The sequence below is a fragment of the Microbacterium sp. A93 genome (assembly GCF_051842835.1).
On sequence record NZ_JBPXMT010000012.1, the window covers coordinates 137,605 to 158,399 of the forward strand.

The 20,795-nt window shown below is 65.5% G+C and carries 18 protein-coding genes, 1 tRNA gene and 1 pseudogene; 7 read left to right on the plus strand and 13 right to left on the minus strand.

Annotation, left to right across the window (positions count from 1 at the left end; genetic code table 11):
* Both ACSU1G_RS26830 and ACSU1G_RS26835 read left to right on the plus strand, forming a co-directional pair.
* Entirely contained in the window at positions 1-156 is a 156-nt protein-coding gene (locus tag ACSU1G_RS26830; protein ID WP_439283382.1) for a hypothetical protein, read from the plus strand.
* Positions 153-815 (plus strand): anthranilate synthase component II, encoded by a 663-nt coding sequence (locus ACSU1G_RS26835; protein WP_439283384.1) that lies wholly within the window; start codon positions 153-155, stop codon positions 813-815. Before ACSU1G_RS26830 ends, ACSU1G_RS26835 begins: the two co-directional genes overlap by 4 nt.
* On the opposite strand, the gene pknB is transcribed toward ACSU1G_RS26835, so the two are convergent.
* From pknB to ACSU1G_RS26870, 7 genes are read right to left on the minus strand one after another with little or no spacing between them, the layout of a single operon-like run.
* Entirely contained in the window at positions 803-2,509 is a 1,707-nt protein-coding gene (gene pknB, locus ACSU1G_RS26840) for a Stk1 family PASTA domain-containing Ser/Thr kinase (RefSeq protein WP_439283386.1), read from the minus strand. The genes ACSU1G_RS26835 and pknB overlap by 13 nt on opposite strands.
* Positions 2,510-2,558: 49 nt before the next feature.
* Positions 2,559-4,376: a protein kinase domain-containing protein gene (locus ACSU1G_RS26845; RefSeq protein ID WP_439283388.1), complete on the minus strand. Its 1,818-nt coding sequence runs from the start codon at positions 4,374-4,376 to the stop codon at positions 2,559-2,561.
* Complete coding sequence (locus ACSU1G_RS26850; protein ID WP_439283390.1) at positions 4,373-5,827, minus strand: peptidoglycan D,D-transpeptidase FtsI family protein; 1,455 nt, start codon at positions 5,825-5,827, stop codon at positions 4,373-4,375. The genes ACSU1G_RS26845 and ACSU1G_RS26850 overlap by 4 nt, the downstream gene beginning before the upstream one ends.
* The gene (locus ACSU1G_RS26855) at positions 5,827-7,212 is read right to left on the minus strand and encodes an FtsW/RodA/SpoVE family cell cycle protein (protein WP_439283392.1); all 1,386 of its coding nucleotides are present in this window, start codon (positions 7,210-7,212) and stop codon (positions 5,827-5,829) included. The genes ACSU1G_RS26850 and ACSU1G_RS26855 overlap by 1 nt, the downstream gene beginning before the upstream one ends.
* Positions 7,209-8,540, minus strand: a complete 1,332-nt coding sequence (locus ACSU1G_RS26860; RefSeq protein ID WP_439283394.1) for a PP2C family protein-serine/threonine phosphatase — start codon at positions 8,538-8,540, stop codon at positions 7,209-7,211. Before ACSU1G_RS26860 ends, ACSU1G_RS26855 begins: the two co-directional genes overlap by 4 nt.
* Before the next feature lie 7 nt (positions 8,541-8,547).
* Positions 8,548-9,096 carry an FHA domain-containing protein FhaB/FipA gene (locus ACSU1G_RS26865; protein ID WP_439283396.1) on the minus strand — a complete coding sequence of 183 codons (549 nt, stop codon included), beginning with the start codon at positions 9,094-9,096 and terminating at the stop codon, positions 8,548-8,550.
* Positions 9,093-9,785 carry an FhaA domain-containing protein gene (locus ACSU1G_RS26870; RefSeq protein WP_439283398.1) on the minus strand — a complete coding sequence of 231 codons (693 nt, stop codon included), beginning with the start codon at positions 9,783-9,785 and terminating at the stop codon, positions 9,093-9,095. The genes ACSU1G_RS26865 and ACSU1G_RS26870 overlap by 4 nt, the downstream gene beginning before the upstream one ends.
* A 268-nt stretch (positions 9,786-10,053) precedes the next feature.
* Here ACSU1G_RS26870 and ACSU1G_RS26875 point away from each other — a divergent pair.
* From ACSU1G_RS26875 to ACSU1G_RS26885, 3 genes are all read left to right on the plus strand, one after another.
* Positions 10,054-10,136: transfer RNA gene (locus ACSU1G_RS26875), tRNA-Leu, on the plus strand.
* 1,183 nt (positions 10,137-11,319) lie between these two features.
* Positions 11,320-12,237 (plus strand): DUF7507 domain-containing protein, encoded by a 918-nt coding sequence (locus ACSU1G_RS26880; RefSeq protein ID WP_439283400.1) that lies wholly within the window; start codon positions 11,320-11,322, stop codon positions 12,235-12,237.
* Positions 12,238-12,476: 239 nt separating this feature from the next.
* Positions 12,477-13,448, plus strand: coding sequence for a hypothetical protein (locus ACSU1G_RS26885; protein ID WP_439283401.1), 972 nt, complete (start codon positions 12,477-12,479; stop codon positions 13,446-13,448).
* Between the two features lie 81 nt (positions 13,449-13,529).
* On the opposite strand, the gene ACSU1G_RS26890 is transcribed toward ACSU1G_RS26885, so the two are convergent.
* The 3 genes from ACSU1G_RS26890 to ACSU1G_RS26900 are packed head-to-tail and all read right to left on the minus strand — an operon-like array spanning position 13,530 to position 16,186.
* Positions 13,530-14,492: a Clp protease N-terminal domain-containing protein gene (locus tag ACSU1G_RS26890; protein WP_439283403.1), complete on the minus strand. Its 963-nt coding sequence runs from the start codon at positions 14,490-14,492 to the stop codon at positions 13,530-13,532.
* Positions 14,489-14,734 (minus strand): hypothetical protein, encoded by a 246-nt coding sequence (locus ACSU1G_RS26895; protein WP_439283405.1) that lies wholly within the window; start codon positions 14,732-14,734, stop codon positions 14,489-14,491. The genes ACSU1G_RS26890 and ACSU1G_RS26895 overlap by 4 nt, the downstream gene beginning before the upstream one ends.
* Positions 14,735-14,779: 45 nt before the next feature.
* Positions 14,780-16,186 carry a PLP-dependent aminotransferase family protein gene (locus tag ACSU1G_RS26900; protein ID WP_439283407.1) on the minus strand — a complete coding sequence of 469 codons (1,407 nt, stop codon included), beginning with the start codon at positions 16,184-16,186 and terminating at the stop codon, positions 14,780-14,782.
* Here ACSU1G_RS26900 and ACSU1G_RS26905 point away from each other — a divergent pair.
* A pseudogene (locus ACSU1G_RS26905) lies at positions 16,185-17,113 on the plus strand (DMT family transporter). The gene ACSU1G_RS26900 and the pseudogene ACSU1G_RS26905 sit on opposite strands and share 2 nt — an antisense overlap.
* A complete protein-coding gene (rarD, locus tag ACSU1G_RS26910; RefSeq protein WP_439283409.1) occupies positions 17,049-18,086 on the plus strand; it encodes an EamA family transporter RarD in 1,038 nt (345 codons plus the stop codon). The pseudogene ACSU1G_RS26905 and the gene rarD overlap by 65 nt, the downstream one beginning before the upstream one ends.
* 102 nt (positions 18,087-18,188) lie before the next feature.
* On the opposite strand, the gene ACSU1G_RS26915 is transcribed toward rarD, so the two are convergent.
* The 3 genes from ACSU1G_RS26915 to ACSU1G_RS26925 are packed head-to-tail and all read right to left on the minus strand — an operon-like array spanning position 18,189 to position 20,744.
* A complete protein-coding gene (locus ACSU1G_RS26915) occupies positions 18,189-18,881 on the minus strand; it encodes an aspartate/glutamate racemase family protein (protein WP_439283411.1) in 693 nt (230 codons plus the stop codon).
* Positions 18,882-18,897: 16 nt separating this feature from the next.
* Complete coding sequence (locus ACSU1G_RS26920; RefSeq protein WP_439283412.1) at positions 18,898-19,503, minus strand: response regulator; 606 nt, start codon at positions 19,501-19,503, stop codon at positions 18,898-18,900.
* Positions 19,500-20,744: a sensor histidine kinase gene (locus tag ACSU1G_RS26925; RefSeq protein WP_439283414.1), complete on the minus strand. Its 1,245-nt coding sequence runs from the start codon at positions 20,742-20,744 to the stop codon at positions 19,500-19,502. The genes ACSU1G_RS26920 and ACSU1G_RS26925 overlap by 4 nt, the downstream gene beginning before the upstream one ends.
* Between the last annotated feature and the right edge of the window lie 51 nt (positions 20,745-20,795).

Below are 20,795 nucleotides of genomic sequence, written 5' to 3' on the forward strand. Positions count from 1 at the left end.
ATGTACGCAGCAATCTGGCGCATCCTGCCCGGCCCGTGGTGGATACGAGTGCTGATCCTGCTCGTCGTGGTCGCCGCGATCCTCTACGGGCTCTTCTTCTACGCCTTCCCGTGGGTCAGCCCGCTCATCACCCCGGGCGAGGTCGATCTGGAGTGAGCGTGCGCGTGCTCGTGGTGGACAACCACGACAGCTTCGTGCACACGCTCGTCGGCTACCTTCGTGAGCTCGGTGCGGACGCCGAGATGATCGAGGCGGATGCCGAGACGGCAACGGGCTTCGCCCGAATACTGCCTGCGTTCGATGGCGTGCTGCTCTCGCCCGGCCCCGGCCGGCCACGGGATGCCGGAGCGTCGGTCGAAATCGTCCGCCTCGCGGCCGACCGACAGCTGCCACTACTGGGGGTCTGCCTCGGACACCAGGCGATCGGCGCCGCCTTCGCCACCGAAGTTTCCGAGGCGCCGGAGCTCATGCACGGTATGGTCTCGACGATCACGCACGACGGATCGGCGCTGTTCGACGGCATCCCCTCACCGTTCGATGTGGGTCGGTACCACTCACTGGCCCTGCCGGAGGCAGAACTGACGCCGGAACTCATCGTCACGGCACGCACTGCGTCGGGCACAGTCATGGCGCTCTCCCACCGTGAGTTGCCGATCCGAGGCGTACAGTTCCACCCGGAGAGCGTGCTCACTCAGCATGGCTACCGGCTACTCGCCAACTGGCTCAGCGAGGTCGCGTCAGCGGCTGGAGTAGCGTACGACGCGGGAAAGGCATCGGCGGGGCTGACGCCGCTGCCCTCGGATCACTCGCAGTAGCGCAGTTCGACCTCAGAGTGCACCGGAACATCACCCGGCGCGAGTGACAGCGACAGCACCACCCCAGGAGAATCCTCCGCACCGCACGCGCCCATCAGCGTCGGCACGGCGGTGAGTTTGAGATTCTCCAGCTCAGCCGTGGCAGCATCCAAGGTGAATCCGGTCACATCGCGCATCGCGACTCGCCCACTGGCAACGACGAGATCCACGATCGAGCCCGGCGCGACTTCGTCACCTGCCTCGACGTTCGTCGTCTCGAGCACCGTGTCGGCGGCGCTCTCCGCATCGTTTCTCGGATTCACATTGCCCAACGTGAGGCCCTCTGCCACCAGAGCCTCCATCGCCGCTGCTTGCGAGAGACCGATGATCGTTGGCACGATCACCGTCTCGACGCCCGCAGAGACATAGACGGTGACGGTCTGTCCGACCTCCACCGACTGCTCGGCGTTCGGATCGGTGCGGATCACATTGCCCTCGGTGACCTCGGCATTGGCTTCGGTGACGATGGTGGAGAGGAGGCCGAGTTCTTCGAGGTCGGCCTGTGCGCGCTGTGAGGAGACATCGATGAGGTCGGGCACGACGCGAGATGAGGTCGGAATCTGCTCGCCACGTGGCATCAGAATCACCCACAGCAGCACCGAGACGAGCAACACGGCCAGCAGCGCGACGCCTGCCCAGATCCACACCACAGGCGGACCCGACTGGGTACGGGCCATCGTCGTGTCGGTGCTGAGCTGACGAAGGGAGCGCGCCGTCTCCTGCGCTTGGCGCGGGCTCGGTCCATACAGTTCGCTGGTGAGTGCGCCGAGCTGCTTCTTACTCGGAGCCTTGCCCGCGGCGGCGCTGTCTAGTGCCGCACGGAAGCTCGCTGCATCCGGATAGCGCTGATACGGGTCTTTCGCGAGAGCACGCAGCACGATCGGGTCAAGAGCGCCGGGGGCGTCCTCATTGACCTCAGTGGGCGCCAGGGGCGTCTCGCTGACGTGCTGGTACGCGACAGCCACCGGCGACTCGCCGCGGAACGGCTGACGGCCGGTGAGAAGTTCGTAGAGCACGACGCCGGTCGAGTACAGGTCGGCACGTGCATCCACCGGCTCGCCCTTGGCCTGCTCGGGAGAGAAATAGGCGGCCGTGCCGATGATCTGGGTCGTCTCAGCCACGGTCGATGATGAGTCGGACACCGCTCGCGCGATGCCGAAGTCCATGACCTTGACCTGGCCTTTTTCAGTGACCATCACGTTGCCGGGCTTGATGTCGCGGTGCACGACGCCGGCGCGGTGCGAGTAGTCGAGCGCCTCAAGGATGCCGTCGACGTAGCGGAGCGCATCCTCGACCGGCACGGGGCCTGCAGCGATGATCTCCTTCAGCTGGCGTCCCTGCACGAGCTCCATGACGATGTATGGCTCGCTGCCCGGCGAGCCGGCCACAGCAGAACCGTCGCCACCCGACATCGGGTCTCCGGCGTCGAACACGCGCACGACCGATGGGTGCGACATGCGCGACGCCGCCTGTGCTTCCAGACGAAAGCGCGTGCGGAAAGCCGTGTCGCGAGCGAGGTCAGGATCAAGGATCTTGATGGCGACTTCGCGACCGAGCGTGATGTCGTAACCGCGATAGACCTTCGCCATGCCGCCGTGGCCGATGGGTTCGTCCACACGGTATCGCTCGGCAATGATGCGCGGCTCTGCGGACACGGAAGGCTCCCCCTGGTCTAGCAACGACGTGAATCTACCAAGGATACCCTTAGCTTTCGCCGGTCTTGTTGTCGGTGCCGTCCTTGTTGACGACGTCGCCGCCATCGACGACTCCGCCAACATCGCCGCTGTCCGCGCCAGGCGTAGGCGTCGGCGGTGTCGGCTCCGGTGCCGGCTGGGTGATGGTCACCGAAAGATCATTCGAATTCGCCGAGGTGCGCGGTTCTCCGCCGCCAGCGCAGATCCCGGCGTAAGAGGCGACCATGCGCTCGGCATCGGAGACCAGAACCTGCACGCTGCGCACGTCCGCGGCGAACGTGGGTCCGACGCCGTCGACGAACGTGGCACCGGTGAGATTCACCGTGTAGCCGTCGACATTGGTTCCGCTGGGGCACGTGAACCCTGCGCCCCACGTGATCGTCACGGTCGAACCGGCCTCGACCTCGGTCGGGTTCCCGTTGATCACCGGGGTGTCCGACGGCGCAGTCAGCGGTGTGCGATCCCCGTAGTGCGTGAGCGTGATTGTCTGGTCGACCGCCACGTTGCCGCCCGGCTCAACCTGGTAGATCCGGCCCACCTCTTCGTCTGAACTTGCCGCGTTGCCAGGGACGCAGCTGAACAGCGTGAAGCCGTTCTCGGTGAGCGTTGTCGTGGCCTCTTCGCAGGTCAGCCCGCTCAATCCCAGCGAATCGACGTTCACGCGTGTCGGCTCCGGTGCCGGGGTGGGAGTGGTGGGTGGTGGTGTCGTCGGCGCTGCGGATGTGGGCGTATCGACCGGCGTCGGATCACCCTGGTTCGTCAGCGCGTACACGGTGCCGGCGAGCACGATCACGAGCAGCGCGATCAGTGCGATCAGCGGCCACGTCCACGAGCTGCGCTTCTTCTTCGAGTGACCTTCGTCATCCGCGCTGCCGGCAGGCAGCTGCGCCGTGGTCGCGAGGATGCGCGTGGCGCCGTCCTCGCCGTTCGAGGTGAGGAGTCTGGTCACGTCATCGGTTGCGACGCCGCCGGATGCGATCGCCGGTACGGCGATCGCTGCGGAGTTCAAGTCGCCGCGTCGCAGGGCCTGCGCGGCACGTGCGACGGTTGCCGAGGACGATGGTCGGTCGGCCGGCTTCTTCGCGATCATCGCCATGACGAGGTTCTGCACCGGGATCGGCACCGTCGGCGGCAGCGGCGGGGGCTGCTCGTTGATCTGCGCCATTGCGATCGCGACCTGAGACTCGCCGGTGAACGGGCGCTTGCCTGCCAGGCACTCGTACGCGACGATTCCCAGCGAGTACGTGTCGGTCGCCGGGGATGCCGGGTGACCCGAAGCCTGCTCAGGCGACAGGTACTGCACGGTGCCCATGACCTGACCGGTCGCCGTCAGTGGCACCTGGTCGGCGATTCTGGCGATGCCGAAGTCGGTGATCTTCACCCGGCCATCCGGGGTGATCAGCAGGTTGCCGGGCTTGATATCGCGGTGCACGAGACCAGCGGCATGTGCGGCCTGTAGAGCGGATGCCGTCTGCGCGACGAAGTCGAGCGTCTTGTCGGCGCTCAGTGCACCATCGCGCTCGAGAAGCGTGGAGAGTGCCTCACCGGGCACGAGCTCCATGACGAGGAAGGCACTGCCATTCTCTTCGCCGTAGTCGAACACGCTGGCGATGCCCTCGTGGTTGACGAGTGCGGCGTGCCGGGCCTCAGCGCGGAAGCGCTCGAGGAAGCCCGGATCCCCCATGTACTCGTCCTTGAGGATCTTGATAGCGACGATGCGTCCGATGACGTGATCAGTCGCTTCCCACACCTCGCCCATACCGCCGATCGCGATACGTGACTGGAGCTCGTATCGACCACCGAACGACACACCCTGCGTCGGCCTCATTTGTAAAGCACCGCCTCTATGACCTTCTTCGCGATCGGGGCGGCGAGCAAGTCACCGGATCCCGACTGTCCCATTCCGCCGCCGTTTTCGACTACGACCGCCACCGCAACGCGGGGGTTGTCCGCCGGCGCAAAACCGGTGAACCACAGCGTGTACGGATCGTCATCATCGTGCTCGGCCGTCCCCGTTTTACCGGCGACGTCGATACCGTCTATTCTTGCACCCGTCGCCGCGCCGTTCGCGACGCTCGCCACCATGGAAGCGGTGACCGCATCGGCGACGTCGGCATCGACTGCGCGGTCGAACTCCGTGTTCTCGTATTCACGGATGACCGAGAGATCGTTGCCGATCACGGCATCCACCAGGCGAGGGTTCATCACGACTCCATCGTTAGCAAGGCCGGCCGAGATCATCGCAACTTGCAGCGGCGTTGCCGTGACGTCTCCCTGACCGAACCCGGTGAGCGCCGTCTTGTCGTCGCTCAGCCCGCGGGGGTACTTGGAAATGGCGGATGTCAGCGGCGTGTCGAAGCGCTGATTGAAGCCGAACTTCTCGGCGGTCTCGAGGATCGCCTGGTCACCGATCTCGACGGCGAGCTCCGCCATCGGGATGTTGCAGCTCAGGCGGAGGGCCTCGGCGATCGTCACAGTCTCCCCGGATCCGCACGTGCCGTTCCAGGCGTTGAACACCGGATCCGTGGAACCAGGCAGCGTGTAACGGGCAGGGTTGGGCAGCGTCGACTGCGCAGTCCAATCCCCGGTGGCGTATGCCGCGGCCGCGACCAGAACTTTGAAGGTCGACCCGGGCGGATTGAGTTCGCCGATCGCGCGGTTCGCGAGCGGGTTGGGCTTCAGGGCGTCGAGAGCATCGTAGGCGGCTTCGGCCTGGCTGCCGCTGTGCACCGCGAGCGAGTTCGCGTCGTATCCGGGCGTGGAGACCATGGCGAGGATCCTGCCCGTCGCAGGCTCGATGGCGACCACGGCACCCTGCAGATCGCCGAGTCCTTCGTACGCGGCCTGCTGCGCTGCGGCATCCAGAGTCAGCTCGACGCTGAATCCGCGCTGCGGCTGTCCCGAGAAGATGCGCTCGATCTCCGTGAAGAAGGCGCTCGCTCCGGTTCCGGAGAGCTCCGGGTTCAGGGCGTTCTCGATACCTGTGGAGGACTGCAGCACCGGGTTGAAGAAGCCGGTGACGGTCGACCAGATCGGCGAGTCGGTGTACACGCGCTGGTACCGATACTCGTCGTCTGAGGTCACCGACGTCGCGATCGGCATACCATCGGCGATGATCGAGCCGCGCTGGATCTCAAAACTGTCCAGCACAGCGCGCCGATTGCCCTCCGCCTGCGCGAGGGGGTCGGCTTCGATCACCTGAATCCAGCTGGTCGCAGCGAACAAGGCCAGGAACATGAACAGCATCACGATGCTGAGGCGTCGGAGTTCTTTTGTCATCAGCCGATCACCACCCGGGGTTGGCGCCGTACGCCGTCAGAGATTCGCAGCAGCAACGCCACGATGAGCCAGTTCGCGACCAGCGACGAGCCGCCGGCGGCGAGGAACGGCGTGGTGAGACCGGTGAGCGGAATGAGGCGGGTGACGCCGCCGACCATGATGAACACCTGCAGGGCGATCGTGAAGGAGAGGCCGATGGCGAGAAGCTTGCCGAAGTCGTCTTGGCCGGCGATGCCGATGCGCACGCCGCGACTGACGAACACCATGTAGAGGCACAGGATTGCGAACAGGCCGATCAGGCCGAGCTCTTCACCGAGGCTGGGGATGATGTAGTCGCTCTGTGCGAGCGGGGTGATGTCGGGCCGACCCTGACCGAGACCGGTACCGATCAGCCCGCCGTGTGCGAGTCCAAAGATGCCCTGCACGAGCTGGTATCCGGAACCGGAAGGGTCGACCACTTCCGGATCGAATGCGAACAGCCAGTTCGTGAAGCGGCCGCGCACGTACGCCAGGATCTGGGTGGCGGCGAACACTCCGGCCGCCACGAGCGTCAACCCGATCAGCACCCAGCTCGTCTTGCCGGTAGCGACGTACAGCATGGCGATGAACATGCCGAAAATCAGCATTCCGGTGCCAAGGTCGCGCTGCACGACGATGATGCCGAGCGAGATTACCCAGACGACGATGACGGGTCCGAGCTCTCGCATCCGGGGCCAGGTCATGCCAAGGAATGACTTCCCCACCGAGGTGAGGCTTTCGCGGGTACGCACCAGGTAGCCGGCGAAGAAGATCGCCAGGCAGATCTTGGCGATCTCACCGGGCTGGAAAGAGAAGAGGCCACCGAGTGAGACCCACACGTCGGCCCCGGCGTCGCTGACGCCCAGCCCGGGGACGAACGGCAGCAGCAGCAGCACGATTCCGGCGAGACCGAACACGTAGGTGTACCGGAAGAGGATGCGATAGTTGCGCAGCAGGATGACGATCGTGATGGCGCCGGCGAGTGAGATCGCCGTCCACACCAGCTGCTTCGTCGAATACGCCGCCCACCCGGTGAGGTGCTCGGCGATGTCGAGCCGATAAATCATCGAGATACCGAGGCCCGTCAGCAGGGTAGCGATGGGCAGCACGAAGGGGTCAGCATCGGATGCCACGAACCGCAGCACGAAGTGCAGAGCAAAGGCGAGCACGGCGAGGCCGCCGCCAATGAACAGGATGAACGGGTCGATACCCCCGAGGGCACCCAACTGCACGAGTGTGAGCGCCGCGCCGCTCAGGGCGCAGGCGAACAGCAGCAACCAGAACTCACGGTTGCGCTGCGTCTGCGGCATCCGCATCCGGCGCAGTGCCTTGATGACCGCGGTATCGGCGGCGACGTCGGCGCTCATCCGGCGTCCTCGCCTTCGGCAGGGGCAGTCGGGGTCGCGGGCGGCGCCGTGGGAGTGGGCGTCGGCGTGGGGCGGGGCATGGTGGTTTCGCCGGTGACGGCTTCTGCCCCAGCGCGCAGGCGGTCAACGATCGCCATGGCATCGGCGAGCGAACGCGCGTTGATCGTGCGCTCCACGGAGGAACGCTGGTACGGCGGCAGGTCGGCGAGCAGGATGTCGGTGTCTTCGAACTCGGTGGACAGCGAGATCGGGCCGATGCTCTGCTGCACGCCCTGGAAGATCACGACACTGTCTTCGTCAGCGCCGATGAAGTAGCGCGTCTGAGTCCAGCTGTACGCGAGGAATCCCGCGCCGGTGAGTGCGAGGATCACGACGACCAGCGCAGCGATCCAGCCGATACGACGGCGCTTGGCGCGGCGGCGATCCTCTTCGATGAGTTCTTCGAGGTAGTCGGCGGCCGGCTCGAAGTGCGAGGGCTCGTTGGCGGCCTGCCGCACGGGGTGCAGCCAGCTGGCGCGGCCAGCGCGCGCGGCCGGGATGAGCATGCCGGAGGGGTTGGATGCGGATCCGACGATGGTCGCGGGGCCGGAGGAGAGCGGATGCGCGCCACCCACCTCGACCAGCACGATCGTCACGTTGTCGGGGGCGCCGCCGTCGAGTGCCTGCTTGAGCAGATTGTCGGCGGTGCGGCCCGGGGGCAGGCCCAGACGCATGGCCTTGAGGATGTGCGGGTCGTCGACGACACCCGTGAGGCCATCGGAGCAGAGCAGCCAACGGTCGCCCGGGAGCGTGGGCATGACGAAGAGGTCGAGCTCTGGGTCATTGTCCATGTCGCTGAGCACGCGCATCAGCACCGAGCGGCGCGGATGGTATCGAGCCTCTTCCAGGGTGATGCGGCCGGAGTCGACCAGGCGTTGGACGAAGGTGTGGTCGGCGGTGATCTGCGTCAGCTCGTCATCGCGGTAGAGGTAGATGCGCGAGTCGCCGATGTGACCGATGACGGCGTGGTCATCGACCATGATGATTGCGCTGACCGTGGTGCCGAGACCGGCAAGCTCCGGGCGCTCTTTGGCAGCACGGATGAGGTCTGCTGCGGCCGTGGTGACCACCGCCTGGAGGGACGCTTGCGCATCATCGGTGGAGTCGTAGTCCTGGTCGAGGCGTTCCAACCGTTGGATGGCGATGCTGGATGCGACATCGCCTCCGGCGTGGCCGCCCATGCCATCGGCGACGGCGAACAGGTTGTCGCCGGAGTAGCCGGAGTCTTGGTTGTTGGAGCGGATCTTCCCGGTGTGGGAGATCGCAGCACTCGATCCTTCGAAGACCATGCCCGCGTCAGGCTCGCAGCTCGAAGGTTGTGGCGCCCACCTTGATGGAGTCGCCGATGCTGATCGGTGCCGGAGCCCCGCTCACGCGTGCGCCGGCGAGGAACGTGCCGTTCGTGGAGTCGAGATCCTGGATGATCCAGCTGTCGCCACGCAGTAGCAGACGGGCGTGGTGGCTGGAGGTGTAGTCGTCGCGGATGACGAGGCCGGATTCGCTCGAGCGGCCGATCGTCATCGGCTCGGTGCCGAGGGGAAGCTCAAGTCCCGCTTTCGGGCCGGAGGTGATCATGAGCTTGGAGACAGTGCGTGTGGTGGCGGCTCCGCTGGTGCGCGGTGCGCCCTGCGGCCTTGCGGCCGGTGATGCCACTGCTGCGGTGACCGCGGCCGGTGTGGCGATCGGTGCCGGTGCGCCGGCCGCTGCCTCGGCGGGAAGCTTTCGCACTTTCACGCCGAACAGGTCGGCGCGCAGCGAGTAGACGACACCGAACACGAAGAACCACAGGAGTACCAGGAATCCGATGCGCAGCAGCAGGAGCGTCAGTTCAGGGACATCGCTCATCGATTCACTCCCGACGTGCGATCGATGGTCACGGGGACGATTCTAAACACGAGGTCGGTGCGCCCGATCGTGATGGTGGTGTCGGTGGGCAGTGGCGCTTCGCGCACCTTGTCGCCATTGACCTTGGTGCCGTTGGTGGAGCCGAGGTCGCGCATCATGGCGCGCTCGCCGTCCCACAGAATTTCGACGTGCTTGCGACTGGATCCGGCATCCGCGATCGTGATGTCCGCGTCGCTGCCGCGCCCGATGACGCTGCGCGCGTGGGTGATGGTGTGGCGGCGTCCGTCGACGTCGACGACGGCCTGCCAGCTGACCCGACCTTCGACGGTGCCGGAGTCCACACGGACTGTTCCGGTGGCGACCTTTTCATCGGCTTCGAGTGCGATGGAGACGGGGCCAGCGAAGCTGTAGCCCTGTGCCTTCGCGTGGGTGTCGATGAGTGCGTGCAGTTCGTCGGTGAGGGTGCCGCCGAGTGCGCGCATCCGGTCGAGGTCGTCTGCACTGAGGTGCACGACGTAGCTGTTCGGTGCGATGATGCGATCACGGCTGACGACTGCGGCTTTGATGTCGGCTTCGCGGCGGATGGCCGAGGCGATCTCCACCGGTTGGATGCCGCTACGGAAGGTCTTGGCGAATGCGCCGTTTACGGCGCGCTCAAGACCTTTCTCAAAGCTGTCAAGTAGTCCCACTGGGCTCCTCTGGCATTGCCGACCGGTAGACACATCGTAGCCAGGTGAACTGAATGTGCGCCTGCCGGGTGTCGCAATTGGCGTTGTTCCGGTCGCGCTGAGGTCGAGAATGGCTTTCCTGCACGAGGCAGGGCTTGGCATCACCCGTCTCATGCCGCAGGGCCTTTCTCGCCGGCGTGGGGCGTGAGCGGGGCGGCCCTGGCGAGTTCAGGGAGAGCGATTCTGCGTGATATCCTCTTCAAGTTGAGTTCTTCGGAACAAAACGTTCGCGCGAGTGGCGGAATGGTAGACGCGCTGGCTTCAGGTGCCAGTGTCCTTACGGGCGTGGGGGTTCAAGTCCCCCCTCGCGCACGCGAATGAATACAGCCCTTCACCAGGTCTTCGGATCCAGGTGGAGGGCTGTTTCGTTTCGCGGCCTGATACTCGCTCATCGTCGGTTCGCGACCGTTCTCCTGCTGGAACGTCGCGGCCCACTCTGCTGCGGCCACAGGGGCGGGGCCCTGAGGCTCTGGCGGCAGTAAATGCCGACATGTCCTTGGCTGGGCGCACACGGCCGCGCCGTTTCGTGCAGTGCCCGTGTCATATTGCGCAGCCCGCGTGCTGCGCCCTCTGGTTCTTCATCTCCTCTGTGAACGCCCGAAGACTCGCTCGCTCGAGATCCGCAGGAGTTCTGAGCGGTTGCCGACTGGCATCCGCCCGCAGATCGAAGGAAAGAACCAGTGCCCGGACGTAGGGTGCACCGCCTCGGAGCGGTGTTGGGGATGCCCCTTCACGGATCGAGAGGATTGTCATGAACACGAGATATCGAGACGACGAGAGAGGTCCTCGGCTGCGAAAGGTGTCGTGGGCGGTGGCTATCGCAACCGGTTTGGTGCTCGCTGGCGGAGTAACACCCGCATCTGCGGCAGCAACGGTGATTACGCCTGACTACGAGTCGTCAGAGGATGCGCCGGGTGGCGTGTATACGGGGTTCGTTCTTGCGCCGGACGGGTTTGGTGCCTCTTTTGATAACCTGCCGACTTCCGCCACACCGACAGAGCTCATGGCGCTGGACCCGAACGTCCCCGGGTACACAGTAGATGCATCAATGCATGGCACCGCAACCATGACGAGCGAGCTGATCCTCGCTGGCAACGTTTCTGCGGCCCAATTCTCCACCGGTGGTTTCCAGCCGCCTTGGGGCCATGGAGCGCCCAACGACACGTTCCATGGTTCGACATTCGTCCGTACCCTCTGGAACGGAACTTGGCGATTCACGCTGGACTTCAGCGGCCTCGACGCTGGCGTTCTGCCCGCCGGGTCTCGGGTTTTCTTGGCTGATCTGGATCTGGCTATCGGCGCAGGCGAGAAAATCACGCTCACCTCTGATGCCGGAGGACCATGGTTGAGCTATGACTACGATCGCGTTCCGGATGGTAACGCTGCGCCCGCAGTGGAACCCGTAGTCACCTACGACCCCGCGAGCAATGAGTACGCGGCGACGGGACAAGGGCCCAACGTTGAGCTCTCCCACTGGTTCACCTTGACTCAGCCAGTGTCTAGTCTGGTCATCGAGGCCATCCATGCGGATTCGCCACACCGTGGCGCGCTGGTCTGGGGGCTTGCGATTCCGCTCGTCGACGCTGAGCCTGCCGTGGGGTTGGATAAGCGCGTCGCCGAAGTAACGGATGTGAACGACAACGGCGTCACGGACACGGGTGATGAGATCACGTGGGAGTTCGAGGTCACAAATACAGGCAACGTGCTCCTTGATGATGTTGCCGTTGACGACACCATGCTCGAGACCGTGGGTATCGGGGTCACGTGTGACCCCACGACCCTCTCGCCCGGCGAAAGCACAGTCTGTACGGCTGACGCACCGTATGTGATCACGGCAGCCGATGTCGATAACGGCAAGGTAGTGAATACCGCCATAGCGGAAGGCACCCCTCCGGGACTGCCCCCGGTGCAGAGCCCTCCGGACACGACCGAGACACCCACGGAAATCCTGCCGGAGCCGTCACCTGAGCCGGAGCCGTCACCTGAGCCGGAGCCGTCACCTGAGCCGGAGCCGGCGCCTGCACCTGAGCCGTCACCTGCGCCGGAGCCGGCGCCTGCACCTGAGCCGTCACCTGCGCCGGAGCCGGCGCCTGCACCCGAGCCGTCACCTGCGCCGGAGCCGGCACCAGCGCCCGAGCCGGCACCAGCGCCCGAGCCGGAGCCGGCACCAGCGCCCGAGCCGGAGCCGGCACCAGCGCCTGAGCCGGAGCCGGAGCCGTCGCCTGCGCCTGCGCCCGAGCCATCGCATGCGCCCGTTCCGAGCGAGCCCGAGGAATCAGGTCTCGCAGCGACGGGAAGCGATATCGCGGGAGGAACGATCGTAGGAGCGATTGCCGCCATCCTCATCGGTGGCAGCCTCTTCTTTGGCACCAGGAATCGTCGTTTCGGTAAGGACGGCAAGCTGATCCGCTGAAGTTGACAGACGGTCGGCCCGCTCCCGTCAGGTCCGATCCAAGTCCCAGGAGGGGCGAACTTTTTGAGCAGATCGCCCCTCCTCGTCTGTCTCTCGCCGAATCGCCGGTTTCACCTCGGCGGACGGCGCCCGGCGCGTCCGAGAGCCAGTGCTACAGTTCGGGAACCTGCACCCAGTCGTTCATAGGTGACGCCTATGTCGCCTCCATGATCGGGCGCACACCGTGAAAGGAAGCTGCCGTGCGAACGCTACGCGCTCGTTATCGCACACCTCTCCTGAAGGAGGAGTTCCGCATCACTGATCCGTCTGACGGAGCGAGCAATGCGGGCCTCGGAGAATATCTGCGCAGCGCGAACTTTGAAATAACGGAATTGGGGCGGGAGTTGGCCCTCGACGCACGCCTCGCTCACTATGCGCAGACCACGTTGGCGATGGTCACGACGCCTCGTGTGAGGGTTCGCTGGAAACGCGACGAAGCATCGAAAGCGCGCACCCTTCTCCTGTTCGCGCGCAAGGGCAAGCTGTCGGTGTCGACACAGGGACCCGTTGTCCGCCGCGGGGATAACGCCATCATGCTCTTGCCGAGTGACCGTCCGGCTGAGATTTCGGTCACGGGACCACAGAGCGAACTGATGTACATCAGCGCTGGGGCCGGAGTTGTGCCGCCACTCGCCCTTAATCTGTCGAACGACGTGCAAGGAACAGCTCTCCCCTGGCACCGGATCGCGCCGCTCTACGCTTTCGTGCACGCCGTGTGCGCCTCGCCGCCGCCCGCGGAGGATGAGCCGGATGCTCTTGCGGCCTGTTCGGAGGCGATCGTCGAATCCTGCGCACGAACGATCATCGGAGACATCTCTGCGCAGGGGAGTGTCGTTCTTCAGGTCCGAGCCTTCATCGCCGAATATCACACCAATCCGAACCTGACGCTGCCTTCTATCAGCGGTCGTTTCGGCATCGCAACCCGGACGCTGCAGGCAGCTTTCTCGACACAGGGCTCCACCGTGCGTCGGGAACTGCGAGAGGCACGCACGCGCACGGCGCAGGGGCTGCGTCGAACCCACTCTCAGCTTTCCCAGTCGCAGGTTGCACGTCTGTCTGGTTTTACATCACTTTCCGCCATGTACCGTTCACTTCACGCAGAATCCGACGCTGCGGTGGCCGCCACCGATAATTTGGTCATGACGCCGCCAGGCGTCAGCTCAACCCGATGAGCAGCTTCCCTCCCCAGGGCAGGGGGCGGGTACCGAAGTTGGTGCTCGCCCCGTTCGGATTCTGACCTTCGCGCCAGTTGATCAGCGGAACACTCGACTGATCGCTCCGCCGGTCTGGAACAGTTGCAGCCACACGAAGAAGCGCTGCAGCGGGCGCAGCAGAAATCCGACAATGCGGCGCCAGCCGCCCTGGCGCTGCCAGGATGACGTGAGAGTGACTTGCGTGCCGCCTGCAGCGGGCGAGAGCTCGATCGCCAGCGTTCGGGTAATCGCCTGAGGGGCGTCGCGGAACTCGATCAGCCAGACCACCGATGTCGGCTCCAGCGCCACCGCCCGCGTGACCCGTCGCCGCCGAAACGACTCCTTGATCTTGGCAGGCTTGCCATCGGGGTACTCGGTGCGTGAATGGACGATCCAGGTGTCCGCGGTCTCCGCCTCGACGGTTCCCGATTGCGGTTCCCACTCCGGCATCCGCTCAGCATCTGAGACGAGTGCCCACACTTCCGCGATCGCAGCGGGGACAAAAGTCTCGAATCGTCCCTGCACCATGTTCTTTGACGACGTCGGATGCTCGGGAATTCGTTCGGCATCATCGAGGCGTTCGGTCACAGCGGCTGGTGTCGTCCCTACTCGTTGAAGGATGCCCGCGATCAGCCCGCTCGGTTCCGTCAGCAGCTCGCGCAGAATCGCGGCTGCATCTCCTGTGCGCCGGCCCTCGCCGGCACGGGACATGATTCCCAGCGCTCGCTCACTCCATTCGTACCCTTCGGTCTCATGGAATGTAATGCGACCCGGCTCATCCTGCGCGATCGAGACGCCGAGCGACCGTAACTGCGCGGCGTGCTGTTCTCGTGTGGCGTCGCGCGCAGCATCCAGAGTGATGCCCAGCCCTCGCAATACCTGACCTGCTTTCTGCTCGCTGAGCACCAGCGCGAGCAGAAGATGTTCGATGTCGGCCTCACGACGACCCTCGCGGGATGCCTCTTCCATGGCAGTGGCGCTCAGCGTCTGCATGGTCGCGGCGGCGGTAAGGAAGCGGCTCATGAGGTCCTCCTCGGGACGGGGATGGTCGGATCGACGCGTTTGGCGTATTTCTTGTGCACGGCCTGCCGGCTCACACCGAGCGCATAGGCGATCTCCTGCCAGCTCATGCCCGCTCGCAGCGCGGCCTCGACCTGCTTGAGCTCGAGCGTGTCAGCGAGAACGCGCAGCGATGACACCGCGCGTAGACCTGCCCGGGGATCACTGAGATCGGCGGCGACGGCCGCAATGGTTGTTGACTCCATGTTGTCAACTTACGTTGCTTACGCGGATGCTGTCAACTTGGGTTGCTAGTGCCTTGCCAGCACCTGGCCGATGATGTGCGCGGCCTCGGGAAACGCGCCGGGATTCGGTCCGGAGTAGTTCAGGCGCAGGTACCGGCCGGTCGGTTCGGCCGGGAACCAGTCGTCGCCTGCCGCGAGGATGACTCCGCTGACTTCGCATTCGCGCGCGAACCGTACGAGAACGGTCTCATCGGGTAGTTGCAGCCAGAGATTCAGGCCGCCGGCGGGCACGGACTCCAGGTGCGCGGTAGGCGCATGCTCCCGCAGCGAGTCGACAAGCAGATCACGGCGTGCGGCCAATTGCTGCCGTAGCGACTTCACATGTGTGCGCCAGGCGGGCTGGGTGACGACATCGAGTGCGGCGGTCTGGAGTACTCCACTGACATACATCGCCTGCGACTGCGTGTCGGCGAGGATGCGGTCATGCGCAGGTCCGCGCGCGATCAGGCCTGCAACGCGGATCGCCGGTGAGACGCTCTTGGTCAGTGAACGCAGGTACACGACGTGTCCGCTGTCATCGCGGGCCGCCAGCGGTGCGGCTGTGGTGGTGATGCCGAAGTCGTGCGCCCAGTCGTCCTCGATGAGGAATGCACCTCGTTCGCGCACGATCCGCAGTATTGAGTCGGCGAGGTCAGGAGACCACTGCGCCCCGTTCGGGTTGGCGAAGTTCGGCTGGGCGTAGAAGGCACGCGCACCGGTCTGGGCGAATGCCCGATCAATCTCATCGGGGTCTGGGCCGTGGGGTCCGCTGGGGATCGGGACGAGCTGCACTCCCACCTGGGCGGCCGCGAGAATCGCGCCCCAGTAGCTCGGTGACTCGATCAGCATGGGCCTGCCGGCTCCGACGAGTGTGCGAAAGAGGGTACTCAGGCCGCTCTGGCTCCCCGGCAGAATCACCACATCGCTCGCGGTCGGAGGTGTGAGTCCCGTCGGCGTGTGCGCGCCGAGCTCGGATGCGAACCAGGCCTGCAACTCGGGCAGACCCGCGGCGGGAGTCTTGCTCATCACTGCATCCCCGCGGGCAGCCCTGGTGAGCGCAGCGCGCACAAGTCGTTCGGGGAGCAGTTCTCTGTCCGGGTAACCGGAGTGCAAGGCGATCACATCGTTGGGCGTCGCGCGCAGTGCGGCTGAGGCGTGTGGCATGCGATTCTGAGGTGAACCGAGCGCCGCGGTCTGCCAGCCATAATCGTGCGGACGAGCCACGCGGATGCTGCGCACGAAGGTGCCCACGCCGGGCCGGGTCTCCACCAGCCCCTGTCCGATCAAACTCTGCAATGCCTTCTGCACGGTCACCGGGCTGGCCTCATATTCAGCGACCAGTGCACGCGTGGAAGGGAGCTGTGCACCGGAAGGTGCGTTCGACACCCACTCGCGGAGTCGCTGCGCGATTCGCTCACTGCTACTGTCGGACATGAAGCAACATAGTAGCGCTACTCTGCAAATCTCGCCTCCGATATCGAGCGCACACGCCGGGCTCTGGTGGGGCCTGCTCGGAGTTACCGCCTTCTCATTCACCGTGCCGTTCACCCGCCTCGCAGTCGAAGGCGGTCATATGTCGCCACTGTTCGTCGGCGCCGGTCGCGCGGTCGTTGCCGCCCTGCTCGCCATCGCCGTGCTTCGCCTCACCCGTCAGCGGATGCCGCGGGGCACCCAGTGGTTTCGACTGGCGATTGTCGCCGGCGGCGTTGTCCTCGGATTCCCCCTGCTGACCTCGTACGCTCTCACCACGGCATCGGCCAGTCACAGCGCAGTTGTCATCGCCCTGCTGCCCGCCGCGACCGCGGTGATGACAGTGCTGCGCGGCAAAGAGCGACCCAGCCGGTCATTCTGGATCGCCGCCGCACTCGGTGCGGTCGCCGCCATCGGGTTCGCCCTGGTCCAGAGCAGTGACATCGTAGGGCTGAGCTGGTCAGACCTACTGCTGTTCGCTGCCGTCATCGCGTGCGCGATCGGATACGCCGAGGGCGGTCTCCTTTCCCGTGAGCTGGGATCGTGGCAGACGATTTCCTGGGCCCTTGTCGTCGCTTCACCCTGACGCTGATTCTCACCGGCCTCGCGATCATTCAGCATCCGCCGACCGGAGGGGTGATCGAATGGGGCGCATTCGGGTATCTCGCCGTCGTGAGCATGTTCTTCGGGTTTTTCGCCTGGTATCGGGGGCTGGCGATCGGTCCGATGGCGCAGGTCAGTCAGGTGCAGCTCGCGCAGCCGGTGATGACCATCTGCTGGGCGGCGCTGCTGCTCGCCGAGCAGATCGGGTGGCCCACCATCCTCGGTGGCGCCGCGGTCATCGCCTGCGCCCTGCTCGCCGTGCGAGCCAGAGTTCTCAGGCGACGATGAGCGCGCAGTAGATTTGCAGCACACCTCCCCTCACCACACGGAGTGCCTCATCATTCGTTCTGTTCTCTCCCAGGCTGCCGGTCGCGGCATCGCGGCATCGCTTCTGGCATCCGTGCTGTTCGGCGTGATCAGCGTGCTGGGCGGCCATCTCGACGGCTTCGCGCCGGCGGAGACGACGGCGTGGCGTGTGCTGTTCATCCTGATCCCGCTCCTCGCGGTGCACGCGTCCTCGAGGGCGCGCACCGCACTGAAAGCCGTGACCGTGCGTATCACGCGCAGCCCGAAGCTGCTGCTGATCGTTCTCGTCAACAGCGCGATCATATGGGTGCAGTTGTGGGTGTTCATGTGGGGGCCCGCCAACGGGCACGCGCAGGACATCGCCTTTGGCTACTTCCTGCTGCCGCTGGCGATGGTCGTCGTGGGGCGCGTGTTCTTCCGGGACCGGCTGAACAGGATGCAGTGGTCCGCTGTGGCGGCCGCGTGCGTAGGCGTGCTCGCGCAGCTGCTGATCGCCGGGGGCGTGAACTGGCCGGTCGCCATCATCGCTGGCCTCTACCCGATCTACTTCGCTCTTCGCCGCTGGACGGGTCTCGATTCGATGCAGGTATTCCTGATCGAGATCATCGTGCTCATCGTGCCGGCGGTCGTCGTGATCGTCGTCTCCTACGCGTCCGATCCCGCGCGGACAATTCCGGATACCTGGCCGTTGATGTTGCTGATGGCATCGCTCAGTGGCGTGGCGATGACCCTCTACATCCTTGCCTCGCGCCTGCTGCCGCTGTCGCTGTTCGGCCTGTTGTCATATCTCGAGCCGGTGCTGCTGCTCGGCGCCGCACTTCTGCTGGGTGAATTGTTCACGGTGAACGATGCGTTCGTCTACATCCCCATCGTCATCGCCCTCGCGCTGCTCGGAATGAGCGGGCGTCGTTACCGTGGCCGCTCCCGCCTCCATCTGGAAGAGCCGCCGCTCTGACGTCGCATCACAGGTCAAGTCGGGCGAACGGGATGCCGCGCACGCCGCGGCGTCGGTGGCGCATCGGGCGCCACATCGATCCGAAGGGTCCGAACACCGCCGTCAGTCCCCCAGTGCGGCGGTGAGCGCGGCGTCGACGTGAAGCGAGGTCGTGGGATAGACCGGCACTGCCGCATCGTCGGAGCCGATGAGCAGCTCGATCTCTGTACAGCCCAAAATGATCCCCTCGGCACCGCGATCGACGAGGTCTTCCATGACGCGTTGATAGCACTGCCGAGATTCCTCCCGGACGACGCCGTGCACGAGTTCGTCGTAGATCACGTCGTGCACCGCCCGTCGCCCTTCTGCGTCGGGGACGATCGTCCGGATGCCGTGAGCACCGAGTCGATCCGCGTAGAACGGCCGCTCCATGGTGAAAGCCGTGCCAAGCAACCCGACGGTTCGCACACCGGTGGGGTGGATCGCCTCGGCCGTGACGTCGACGATGTGCAGGAACGGGATGCTGACGGCATCCTGTATCCGTTCTGCCACGAGATGCATGGTGTTGGTGCACAGCACCAGCAACTCGGCTCCCGCGTCTTCGAGGGCTCGGGCGCGCCCGGCGAGCAGCTGTGCGGCGGCATCCCAGTCGTCTCGCGCCTGCATCGCCTCGATGTCCGCGAAGTCCAGCGAATCCAGCAGAATTCGGGCGGAATGGTGCCCACCCAGACGCTCCCTGACGCGCTCGTTCGCGAGGCGATACCACTCCAGCGACGACTCCCAGCTCATCCCGCCGAGCACTCCGATCGTCTTCATGGCATTACCTTTCGAGTCAGATCCAGCCACGCTCTTCGGCCATCAGAACCGCCTGCTGGCGAGTGGCGACGTGAAGCTTCGCGAGCACCGCCGAAATGTGATTGCGCACGGTCCCCGGTGCGAGTAACAGTGAGCGCGCGATCTGACCGGTCGTCTCACCGCGTCGCCCTGCGCGCAGCACGTCGAGCTCGCGATCGGTCAGCGGGCTTCGCTCATCACTCAGAGCATCGGCGGCGACCTCTGGGTCGACATAGCGCCCGCCGGCAGCGACCCGACGGATCACCTCCGCCACCTCATTCGCACCGCGAGACTTCGGCAGGAAGCCGGCGACTCCGGATGCCAGCGCTCGCCGCAGGACGCCGGGACGCGCATGCCGCGTCACCACTACGCAGCGCGTCGCCGGCAGTGTGCGGCGCAGCCGCTCGGCCACCTCGACACCGTCGAGCCCAGGCATATCCAGATCGAGCAGGCAGATGTCGGGCTGCAGCCTCTCGGCCATGACGACCGCCTGCTCGCCATCGGCACACTCTGCGACCACGTCGATGTCGTCCTCGAGCCGCAGCAGCGCCGCCAGGGCGGAGCGAATCATCGCCTCATCGTCGGCAATCAGCACGCGGATCATCGCTGCTCCCCCGGATCAGTCACATCGGCCACTGCATCGGCCACTGCTGGCACGCTCACGACGACAGTGAACTCATTCTTGCCTCGCTGCACTTCGACGGACCCGCCGACTTCTGCGGTGCGGCGGCTGATGCCGTCCAGCCCGGATCCATCGTCGCTCGCGGAGGTGTCGGATGCTGCGTCGTTCGAGATCTCGTAGCGCCAGGACTCCGCCTGCCGCACGAGTGAAAGACGCGCCCAATGTCCCCCGCCATGGCGGAGGACGTTCGTCGTCGTCTCACGGATCACGGGCCCCAGAACGGATGCCGGTGCACGATCTGCATCCTCATCCACGCGCGCTTCCGCTGCCGTACCCGCCGCCCGCAGCAGATCGACGGCGTTGGCGATCTCATCCCGCAGCGGTACAGAGCGGAAGCGCAGGGCGAGGTCGCGCGTGCCCTGTTGGGCTTCGGCCACGCTGGCTCTCGCCGCGCGCAGCTGCTCTAGCGCAGCATCCGTGTCTTTCGTCATCAGGCGCTCCGCGAGTTCGAGCTGAAGCGCGACCACCTGCAGGTGGTGTCCCTGCAGGTCGTGCACGTCCGTCGCCACCCGCAGACGTTCCTGGGTTGCGGCGAGGCGACTCTCAGAGGCTCGCGCCCGGTCGAGCCGGGCCAGCACATCCCACCACCACAACGAGGCGACGGTCATCGCGGGAAGAATGACGGAGAACGAGACGAGTAGCCCCCAGCCCGACGCCGCGGTCCCGACGTCTGTCGCATTCGCGTCGATCACGGCGAGTGCGACGAGCAGACCAGTTGCGGCGAGCAATGCCCGAACCCGAACGCCAGACTGCCAGTTGAGAAGCATGAGCGACTGCAGCAACGGCAAAGCGCCGACGATCCACAATCCGCAGACCGCGCCGGCCGTCACTCCATATGCCAGGGACAGCAAAAGTGGCAGCAGCTGCCTGCGCCACCGCACCAGCGGTGCGGAGTCCGTCCGATGCCGGTAATCGATCAGCAGCGCCACCGTCGCTGCAACCCACGCCAGACCGCCGAGGCCGACTCCAGCGATCGCGACGGGCGGTTGGGCTGGGGAGGAGGCGACGACGAGGAGCGTGGCAAGCACGATCCCCAGTTCGAAGAAGAGGAGGGCCGCGACCGTGTACCACCAGGTGGCCGACACACCGCGTGCGAGCCGCAGTGAGCCGCGCTCGGCCACAGCTGCTGAACCGGCCGGCACCGGGGTGGATTTGTTGCTCATGCGTCCAGCCTACGGGCGTGACACATGTCACCCATCAGCCATGCAAAGCAC

What these genes read in the sequence shown, in the direction of transcription:
- ACSU1G_RS26850 (WP_439283390.1), bottom strand. Translation starts at nt 5,827, where the DNA reads ATGACAAAAGAACTCCGACGCCTCAGCATCGTGATGCTGTTCATGTTC.
- ACSU1G_RS26830 (WP_439283382.1), top strand. Translation starts at nt 1, where the DNA reads ATGTACGCAGCAATCTGGCGCATCCTGCCCGGCCCGTGGTGGATACGA.
- ACSU1G_RS26845 (WP_439283388.1), bottom strand. Translation starts at nt 4,376, where the DNA reads ATGAGGCCGACGCAGGGTGTGTCGTTCGGTGGTCGATACGAGCTCCAG.
- ACSU1G_RS26860 (WP_439283394.1), bottom strand. Translation starts at nt 8,540, where the DNA reads ATGGTCTTCGAAGGATCGAGTGCTGCGATCTCCCACACCGGGAAGATC.
- ACSU1G_RS26925 (WP_439283414.1), bottom strand. Translation starts at nt 20,744, where the DNA reads ATGAGCAACAAATCCACCCCGGTGCCGGCCGGTTCAGCAGCTGTGGCC.
- ACSU1G_RS26900 (WP_439283407.1), bottom strand. Translation starts at nt 16,186, where the DNA reads ATGTCCGACAGTAGCAGTGAGCGAATCGCGCAGCGACTCCGCGAGTGG.
- ACSU1G_RS26865 (WP_439283396.1), bottom strand. Translation starts at nt 9,096, where the DNA reads ATGAGCGATGTCCCTGAACTGACGCTCCTGCTGCTGCGCATCGGATTC.
- ACSU1G_RS26890 (WP_439283403.1), bottom strand. Translation starts at nt 14,492, where the DNA reads ATGAGCCGCTTCCTTACCGCCGCCGCGACCATGCAGACGCTGAGCGCC.
- ACSU1G_RS26895 (WP_439283405.1), bottom strand. Translation starts at nt 14,734, where the DNA reads ATGGAGTCAACAACCATTGCGGCCGTCGCCGCCGATCTCAGTGATCCC.
- ACSU1G_RS26855 (WP_439283392.1), bottom strand. Translation starts at nt 7,212, where the DNA reads ATGAGCGCCGACGTCGCCGCCGATACCGCGGTCATCAAGGCACTGCGC.
- ACSU1G_RS26915 (WP_439283411.1), bottom strand. Translation starts at nt 18,881, where the DNA reads ATGAAGACGATCGGAGTGCTCGGCGGGATGAGCTGGGAGTCGTCGCTG.
- ACSU1G_RS26920 (WP_439283412.1), bottom strand. Translation starts at nt 19,503, where the DNA reads ATGATCCGCGTGCTGATTGCCGACGATGAGGCGATGATTCGCTCCGCC.